Here is a 7,978-nt window from a genome sequence, read left to right as displayed (position 1 = left end):
CAATTACTTGACCAAAAGTTGCCAGAGGCGCCGCGCTTCACCGACAAGCAGGGCCAGTATCTCGCCTTTATCTGGGCCTACAGCCAGATCAATGGGCGCGCACCGGCCGAACGCGAYCTGCAACGCTATYTCGGCGTCACCCCGCCATCCGTCCACCAGATGCTGCTCACGCTCGAAAGCAACGGCCTGATCCGCAGGCAGCCACGCATCGCACGCAGTGTCGAACTACTCATCCACCACAACTGCCTGCCAACATTGCAGCCAAACCAAACCGTCAAATCCTCTGTGCAGAGGTACTAGAAGCCGAGGCGGTGATTTCTATTTACCTTTCTGGTTAGACGTCAAAAGGCATATATCGGGCGACGGCGATCTAACACAACTGACTGATGACCGCATAAGGTCAAACAGGAGTTACAAGCGACTATACCCACTGCTGAAAGACGGCGTCCTCGAATTGCTCAGTGCGAAATTGCGTTGGTCAAATGAACCAGTTGAGATCATCCCCCAAAGCGTGCACGGTAACCTGCGACTTGAGGACCTAGGTGGCACAATTCGTATAAGGGATGCGCTGCACGCGCGCGTTAGGGAAGAATATGTCCGCGTCGTGTATCCCTATTTCAGCGAAGAACCGGCGCTTCCCGAAGAGGGTGGACGGTTGGGCTTGTGGGTGATGCAACAAGCCCTGACAGAACTTGATCCAGGCGACATGCGTATTATCGACGCTCTTCGTCGGACATTCTTTTCTCCGCAAACGACGCCGCTGCAAGGCAACGAAGAGGCGGTTTTTCGTGAAAATTACAAGTCGTTGGTCGGTGAGTGGGAGCGCCTAAAGCATGAATGAGAGGTCGCAGACCTCCGTCCACGGAAGGAACCCATGTGAGCCTGATATGCGCTCGTTACGCAGGACCTGCACCTTAGCTGACCGCCGAATGGTAACCTCCCCCTGTCCCATTATGTCATTCTGTAGCCGTGGTCAGTCTTGATAGGAAAGCCAGCGATCCATTGCCGCCAGGTCATAATTCATCGCTAGGATGAGCGGCAGCTCTCAGATTTGGCGACCTGACAGAGGAACGTCTGAATTGGGGGCGCGTACCAGACCAACGCGAGCAATCGAGAATGTGACGGTAACGGCCACCTGTAGCGCGGCTCGTGCGACGTAGCTCTATGATCGCAGGACAGACAACGCTATTGTCATAAGGTCGAGTGCGTTCCGATCTGGGCGCTTTTATTATTGTTGACCCATGGCTGCGAACTGCGCGGCCGCAAAATTTGAAAGGCATACCGTGCCGCGAAAAGTCGTCGACACCCTTATCCTTGATCTTGACAACACGCTTTTTGACTGGTTCGCGGTATGGTACGCGTCGTTTGAGCCGGTCTACCGCGAGATATTGAAACAGACCAACCGCACCGAAGCAGAAATTCAAGCTGACATCCGAAAAGTACACCAGACACGTCGCACGTCAGAATACACGTTTCTTATTGAGGAAATCGAAGCACTTGCCGACTTGCGTCAACGCGGGGACATTAGGACCGCGTTTCGAGAATCGATCGAATTGTCGCGACAGGGACGGGACCTCAATCTCAAACTCTATCCGAGCGTTTTCCGGTCCCTGTGGCGGATCAAAGATCAGGGCACGAAGATCGTCGCTTACACGGAATCGATGGCGTTTTATAGCGCGTATCGCCTCAAGCGCTTCGGTTTGGACGGATTGATAGAGGTCATGTTCAGTCCTCAGGATCACGATATGCCGAGCGGCATATCGGTCGACAGCATGCGAAGGCTTCCGGAGGAATTTTACGAACTCCAAGTTACGGAATCCCGACACACCCCACCGGGTGAGCTCAAGCCAAATCCTCGCGTGCTGCTAGATATCGTGAAGGCGGTAGGCGCAACGATTGATCGCTGCGCCTACGTCGGAGACAGCCTTTTCAAAGATGTTGCAATGGCCCGTGATGTCGGCGTCTTTGACATACACGCAAAGTATGGCGAGAGTCAGCGCCGTCCTGAATACGACCTTCTTCGGCAGGTGTCCCATTGGACGGAAGCAGATGTCCAACGTGAAAAAGCCATCGTTGAGAAGGGCCACGACTTCGAACCAAGCGCAGTGCTGACGGACTCTTTCGCAGAGATCTTCATTCATTGCGACTTCGAGTCCTTCGATCAGAAGCCCGGTACAATCGTTGACGACAAAACCGCAACCCAATATGCCCTTGAAACTTGGAAGAAGACCGTAGACGTCCAACAGCATTTTAATGATCTGGAAATGCGCATAAGGAATTTCGCCATAACGGTGGTGGGTGCGCTGATCGCTTCGGTTGGCTTCACCTATCAGCATGGCCTGCAGGCGGATGTGTTTGGCATCAGAATTTCAGCCGGAGTGGGGCTCGTCGTTGCAGCCGTCTTCGCTTGGCTAGCCTTCTTCTTTATGGATCGATACTGGTATCACATCTTCCTCCGAGGAGCGGTTAAACACGCTAGCTCGATCGAAAAAGAGTTTGCCGAAAGAATACCAGGAATAGGTCTCGGCACGACGATCTCGCAGATGAGCGGCGACGTAAAAATCCTCTGCTGGAAAACAAATTCCGAACGAAGGCTCACGATATTCTACGCCGCCGGCCTTGCCATGCTGGGGGTAGTTCTTCTCACGTTGCTGATCGCACAGCCGCACCGTCCGAGTGATTCTCCGCGCGATGCGGGAGCCCTCGAAGAGCCTAAGCGGTCGTAACGTCAAGACGCCGCCCGTCTCGACGCCATCGTTAAAAGAGGCGGATCGCGCGACCCACAAAATCCGTGCGTTGTCCAATCGATGGATTCGGTGGCTACCCCCGAGTTATGATGACATTGACGGCGGCGCGCGCGAGCCAAGGATGCTCCGCCGTTGCTGCCGAACGTCCGCTTTTCGGTGCAGCGAAAGACACCGCTGGTGACCATATCGAGGGCGCGAAACAGTCTTTGGCTGCTTCAACCTTCTATGTCCGCAATGGGCCAGAAACGGCCTGCCCTGCTGCGCCCGGAGGCCCGAATGGCCGGAAACTGACGGTCGGTTTTCGGCTTCTCAGTATCGAGAGCGACCGTTCCAAAGGGCCCGTTACGGGACGCAAACCCGGCCCGTCATCAATAGAGATTACCAGCGCTTTCCAAAACCGCGCTGCCGACGCTGGCCTGTTCAAGATCATCAAGCGGTGCGAGTATTTCGCAGACCTGATCGCGCAGCCAGGCGTGTGCACGAGAGGCGGAATTGCGCCGGTGCCAAGTCATTGCCAACAGCGTTGGCGGCAAGGCAAAGGGCAGTGGATGAATGGCAAGCCCTTCTGCGGCGGACACTTTCTGGGCCATCCGGCGCGGTACGATTCCGACGAGGTTCGTCGCGGCCACGGACCGCCAGACGGCCGTAAAGGTCGGCACCGACAGGACGACCTCGCGTTGCAGGCCCAGTGCCGCAAGTGCGGCAGTTTCTCGATCGGGTACCGTCTCGATGACGCGGAACGCGGCGTGACGTAGACTGCAATACAATTCAACGGGCATCGCCGCCGCTGGCGTAACATCGTGCTGGCGTAGAACCGGATGGTCCTGCCGCGCAACAACAACGTAACTGGCATGAAAAATCGATCGCCAATCGGCCCAGGGCGGAAAATTGCCCATAGGCAACAAGATCAGATCCAGCCTGGCTTCTCGTAGGTCGTCCATGGTCTGAGGATTGAGCGAGTCCGTGTAGCGCAGCGAGATGCCCGGCGCCCGCTGTTCCAGGTTAGCCAGCAGGCCGGGAAGCATCATCTCGGTGAAAAAATCCGACGCCGCAATGCGAAACGTCTGCACTGCGCTCACGGGATCGAAGCCTGCCGGGTTCAAAAGGCGGCTTGAATCCTCAAGCAGCTGCGTCAGCGGCAACACCAGGCCAAGTGCGAATTCCGTGGGGCGCATTTGCTGGCCATCACGCACCAGCAGTGGATCGCCGAAGGCGGCGCGCAACCGCCCAAGGGCCGCCGAGACGGCCGGCTGCGATAGGCCAACCCGCTCCCCGGCGCGCACGGTCGACCGTTCGCGCAACAAGGCATCCAGCACTTTCAACAGGTTGAGGTCGAACGTGGATAAATTCATGGGACCAATTCAGTCGATATAATCATTCAATTTATCACAAGCCCGGCGGTGCATTACATCGGGGGCCTTCCATCAACCAACCATAAAGGTCCCTCAATCATGAACATATACACGCAGCCACAGCAGTCTCATAGCTGGAACGGCACCACCTATCGCATCCTGTTGTCCTCCGCCGAAACTCAAGGCGCCATGTCCATCGTCCATGGCGTTGCCGGTCCGCTTGAAGGCCCGCCTTCGCACGTCCACGAGGCCGAGGACGAAACTTTCCTCGTGCTGGAAGGCGTCATTGATTTCGAACTTGAGGGCACCGTGTTTCGGCGTGGTCCGTTGGAGACTGCGCATATCCCACGTGGCAAGCGTCATAGCTTCCGCACCGGTCCGGACGGCGCTGTTTGCATCGCCGTGCTGACGCCGGGTGGCTTTGAAGGCTTTTTCAAAGAAGTCGCCGCAGGCGGTTTTCAAATACCGCGTGACATCGCCGCGATTGCCGAATGTGCGGCACGCTATGGCTCGCAGTTTACCGGCCCCGGGCTGGCGCAGAGAGGCTGACATGCGTGACATCGCCTTAGTCTTTTTTCTCGCGGCGGTCGTGTGTGTCACCGTTGGCATGGGTTGGGGGATTGAGATGGCAATCAGCGAGGACCATCTGCTGGCGCCAGCCCATGCGCATCTCAACCTGGTGGGATGGACGACGCTGGCATTGTTTGGCTTGTACTACCGACTGACCCCCACGGCAGCGCAGGGGATCCTTCCCCGCATTCACGCCGGACTTGCCATCCTCGGTGTCGCTCTCATGGTCCCAGGTATTGCCATGGTCGTCGCCGGAGGTTCGCCCGCCTTGGCGAGTGCCGGCGCGATACTGAGTTTGGCCTCGATGCTGCTGTTTCTGGTGACCGTTGCCCGCCACGGACTTGGTGCAGCGGCGTGACGACTGACCGCGGGTTTGCCAATGCCCGCGGTCAAAAGGCCCGGTTCAGTCTCGGGCACGAGAAGAAAAGCGGACCGAACGTCGCGAGAATTGCCCTCCGATTGCCGGAGGTCCTCTGGTGGCGCCAACCCGCTGCTCGCCAGTTCGCGCAAATGTCCGCTTTCGGATGCGGCCAAAACTCTCGACGTCCGACATGGGCGCCAAAACTGGCGTCTTTTGAGGCGAACCCACGTCCGCTTCGGGCCGGAAACGGCCATGCAGGGAGCGTGGCCATTGTAAAGCTTGAGTGGTTGCTGCACCATAGAGGCGATCAGAGCGACTGGGGTAGCGACATGCTCATCGGCTCATGTCATTGCGGCAAGGCCAGTTGGACGCTGGAAGGCGATCCAGGCTCGATCACCGCGTGCAACTGCACGCTCTGTCGACGCTACGGGACGCTGTGGGCTTATGATTACGACGGAGAGCGGATCACCGTCTCCGGCATCACCGCCTCCTATACCCGGACCGACCGGGGCAATCCGAATCTCGAAATATTGTTTTGCCCATCCTGCGCTTGCGTCCTGAGCTGGCGCGGCCTTCGTCTCGATGAGAATGGTCGCAGGCGGATGGCTGTCAATCTGCGACTTGCGCCGCCGGAAGAGGTTTGCGATCTGCCGATCGACCATTTCGACGGCCTTGATACATGGCAAGACCTTCCGGCAAAGGGGCGCTGCGTGCGTGACCTCTGGTTCTAGGCCGCTTCTCGGCAGGAGCGGTCATGGGCTGCGCGTCGACCGATGACCGATATGGGCCCGGAAGCCGTCGGTCGCCCTCGGCCGAACGCACGCGCCGACGACGCCCTTCGTAAGTCCGAAATCCTTGGTTTCAGTCCCATCATTTCAGCTATAAGGTGGGAGACATCGCCCAAAGGGGATTCAAGGCCAATGCCCCCAGAGAAGAAGAGCCGTTCGCCTGTTGCGCTGGAACAGCGCGACGTCAGCGCCGACCAGCGCATGTTCTCACCTTCCGCTGCGCGAAATTCGGCGCCGATCCTCGCGGTTCTAAAACGTGTCCTTCCAACGCGTGGCGCCGTGCTGGAGATTGGATGCGGGACCGGCGAGCACGCCGTGTGTTTTGCGGGAGCAATGCCCAACCTCACCTGGCAGCCGAGCGATCCGGATGCCGACGCCCGCACCAGCACGTCTGGCTGGATCAAATTCGCAGGGCTGAAGAATGTGCTGGCACCGCGGGATATTGATGTGTGCTCAGGACAATGGGGCGTCGAACAAGCGGGGCATTTTGACGCCATCGTGTCGATCAATATGATCCATATCGCGCCATGGGCGGCAAGCTTGGGATTGTTCGCAGGCGCTGGCCGTTTGCTTCACGCTGGTGGGCTTCTTGTTCTCTACGGCCCTTTCATGCGCGACGGGGCACACAACGCCCCCTCGAACGCTGCTTTCGACGCGGCTCTGAGGGAGCGCGACCCATCCTGGGGGGTGCGTGATATCGCTGATCTCCAACACGTGGGTGAGGCCGCTGGACTTGATCTCCGCGAGACGGTCGAGATGCCTGCCAACAATATGTTGCTGGTCTTCTCCAGCGGTAATGCCTGAACGACAAGCGGGCGCGAAAGAGACGTGGGCCTATAGCAGCATTCGGGCCCTTTGCTGCCGCTCGAGGTCGATCCGAGGAACGTGCGGTATGTGCTGGAATGCGGCCGAAGGCGGGATGCGACACGCTCTAGGGGCGGTGTGATCGTATCGGAATCCGCGCGACCGAGAGCCGACGTTGTGCACTTTGAAGGGAAGACGAGAACGATGCCGACACCGCAGCAACCCAGTCTGATAGTTCGACAGAAATCCCCAGCGAATATCGAGTTTCCGTTTGCGTCGCTCGCCGATCGGCTGATCCCGACCGAACTGTTCTTCGTGCGAAACCATTTCCCGTCGCCGGACCTCGATGCGCGAGACTGGAGATTGCGCGTTGACGGGGCGGTGGAGCGGCCGATCGAACTTGACCTCGACAGCATCAAGGCGATGCGGAGCACGACTTTCAGCGCCGTGGTCGAGTGCGCAGGCAACGGGCGCGTCTACTATGTGCCGCCGAGGGAGGGGTTGCAGTGGCAGAACGGAGCCGTCGGCAATGCCGCGTGGACAGGTGTTCTTCTGCGCGAGATTTTGGAAATGGCGGGCGTCAAGCGAACCGCATGTGAGGTTCTGCTCGCAGGCGCCGACAGCGGCGTCGTCGACACGCACAAGAAAACGGCTTCGCCCGGCCCCATCGCTTTTGCCCGCAGTTTGCCGCTTGAGAAGGCCATCGCCGACAGCACGATGCTTGCCTATTCGATGAACGAGGAGCCGTTGACGCGCGATCACGGCTACCCGCTACGCGCGGTCGTGGGTGGCTGGTTCGGCATGGCTTGGGTCAAGTGGATCACGCATATCACGGTTGTGGAGCAACCGTTCCTTGGCTACTGGCAGGCGCGCGACTATTTCCGTTGGGAGCGCAGCCTCGGGGAACCCAGGCTGGTCCCGCTTGCGGAGATGGAGGTCAAAGCGCAGATCGCGCGTCCCGTGCAGGGGGCGCGTCTCGTCGCCGGCCAACCATACCGGATTTTCGGAGCCGCCTGGAGCGGAGAGGCTGCCATCCGGCAGGTGCAGGTCTGCACTGGGGATGGCACGGGCTGGCGCGAGGCAAGGCTGCTCGAAACGGAACGTCCCTTTGCATGGCGCTTGTGGGAGTACATTTGGACCCCTGAAGACGTGGGGCGATATGACCTGCGATGTCGCGCGATCGATGCGGCGGGGAGCGTGCAGCCCGACCTCCAGCGTTCCGACTGCGAGAGCTACGTGGCCAACTGGATCGTTCCGGTGGAGGTTACGGTCGTTCCCGCGCCACAGACATACGCGGAGGAATTCGTGATCTGATCATCCGCATGGCGCGGAATGGGCGGCTCGGCGCAACTGCGA

General features: G+C 58.9%; 9 protein-coding genes. 8 read left to right on the top strand and 1 reads right to left on the bottom strand.

The annotated features are described in order from the left end of the window. The 3 genes from AC1D06_RS33275 to AC1D06_RS33265 form a co-directional block, all read left to right on the top strand. Positions 1–300: LexA family protein (locus tag AC1D06_RS33275; RefSeq protein WP_477990123.1), on the top strand; the 300-nt coding region annotated here is incomplete at its 5' end. Between the two features lie 154 nt (positions 301–454). Next, positions 455–841: a hypothetical protein gene (locus tag AC1D06_RS33270; RefSeq protein ID WP_477990122.1), complete on the top strand. Its 387-nt coding sequence runs from the start codon at positions 455–457 to the stop codon at positions 839–841. A gap of 442 nt (positions 842–1,283) precedes the next feature. Then, a complete protein-coding gene (locus AC1D06_RS33265) occupies positions 1,284–2,726 on the top strand; it encodes an HAD family hydrolase (protein ID WP_477990121.1) in 1,443 nt (480 codons plus the stop codon). A gap of 389 nt (positions 2,727–3,115) precedes the next feature. Here AC1D06_RS33265 and AC1D06_RS33260 read toward each other — a convergent pair whose 3' ends face one another. Continuing rightward, complete coding sequence (locus AC1D06_RS33260; protein ID WP_477990120.1) at positions 3,116–4,099, bottom strand: LysR family transcriptional regulator; 984 nt, start codon at positions 4,097–4,099, stop codon at positions 3,116–3,118. 99 nt (positions 4,100–4,198) lie between these two features. On the opposite strand from AC1D06_RS33260, the gene AC1D06_RS33255 reads away from it, so the two are divergent. From AC1D06_RS33255 to AC1D06_RS33235, 5 genes are all read left to right on the top strand, one after another. Further along, positions 4,199–4,648: a cupin domain-containing protein gene (locus AC1D06_RS33255; RefSeq protein ID WP_477990119.1), complete on the top strand. Its 450-nt coding sequence runs from the start codon at positions 4,199–4,201 to the stop codon at positions 4,646–4,648. Position 4,649: 1 nt separating this feature from the next. Next, a complete protein-coding gene (locus AC1D06_RS33250; protein WP_477990118.1) occupies positions 4,650–5,027 on the top strand; it encodes a hypothetical protein in 378 nt (125 codons plus the stop codon). 332 nt (positions 5,028–5,359) lie between these two features. Then, the gene (locus AC1D06_RS33245; protein ID WP_477990124.1) at positions 5,360–5,761 is read left to right on the top strand and encodes a GFA family protein; all 402 of its coding nucleotides are present in this window, start codon (positions 5,360–5,362) and stop codon (positions 5,759–5,761) included. A gap of 189 nt (positions 5,762–5,950) precedes the next feature. After that, positions 5,951–6,622 (top strand): DUF938 domain-containing protein, encoded by a 672-nt coding sequence (locus AC1D06_RS33240; protein ID WP_477990117.1) that lies wholly within the window; start codon positions 5,951–5,953, stop codon positions 6,620–6,622. 204 nt (positions 6,623–6,826) lie between these two features. Next, a complete protein-coding gene (locus AC1D06_RS33235; protein WP_477990116.1) occupies positions 6,827–7,936 on the top strand; it encodes a sulfite oxidase in 1,110 nt (369 codons plus the stop codon). Positions 7,937–7,978 lie beyond the last annotated feature (42 nt).

The organism is Rhizobium sp. P2_G2, assembly GCF_056403555.1.
Note: the sequence above shows the minus strand (reverse complement) of the source record. Positions and strands in the feature narration are given on the sequence as shown.

Excerpts from the sequence above, each read along its gene's own strand:
- AC1D06_RS33260 (WP_477990120.1), bottom strand. The coding sequence starts at position 4,099 with ATGAATTTATCCACGTTCGACCTCAACCTGTTGAAAGTGCTGGATGCC.
- AC1D06_RS33255 (WP_477990119.1), top strand. The coding sequence starts at position 4,199 with ATGAACATATACACGCAGCCACAGCAGTCTCATAGCTGGAACGGCACC.
- AC1D06_RS33250 (WP_477990118.1), top strand. The coding sequence starts at position 4,650 with ATGCGTGACATCGCCTTAGTCTTTTTTCTCGCGGCGGTCGTGTGTGTC.
- AC1D06_RS33245 (WP_477990124.1), top strand. The coding sequence starts at position 5,360 with ATGCTCATCGGCTCATGTCATTGCGGCAAGGCCAGTTGGACGCTGGAA.
- AC1D06_RS33240 (WP_477990117.1), top strand. The coding sequence starts at position 5,951 with ATGCCCCCAGAGAAGAAGAGCCGTTCGCCTGTTGCGCTGGAACAGCGC.
- AC1D06_RS33235 (WP_477990116.1), top strand. The coding sequence starts at position 6,827 with ATGCCGACACCGCAGCAACCCAGTCTGATAGTTCGACAGAAATCCCCA.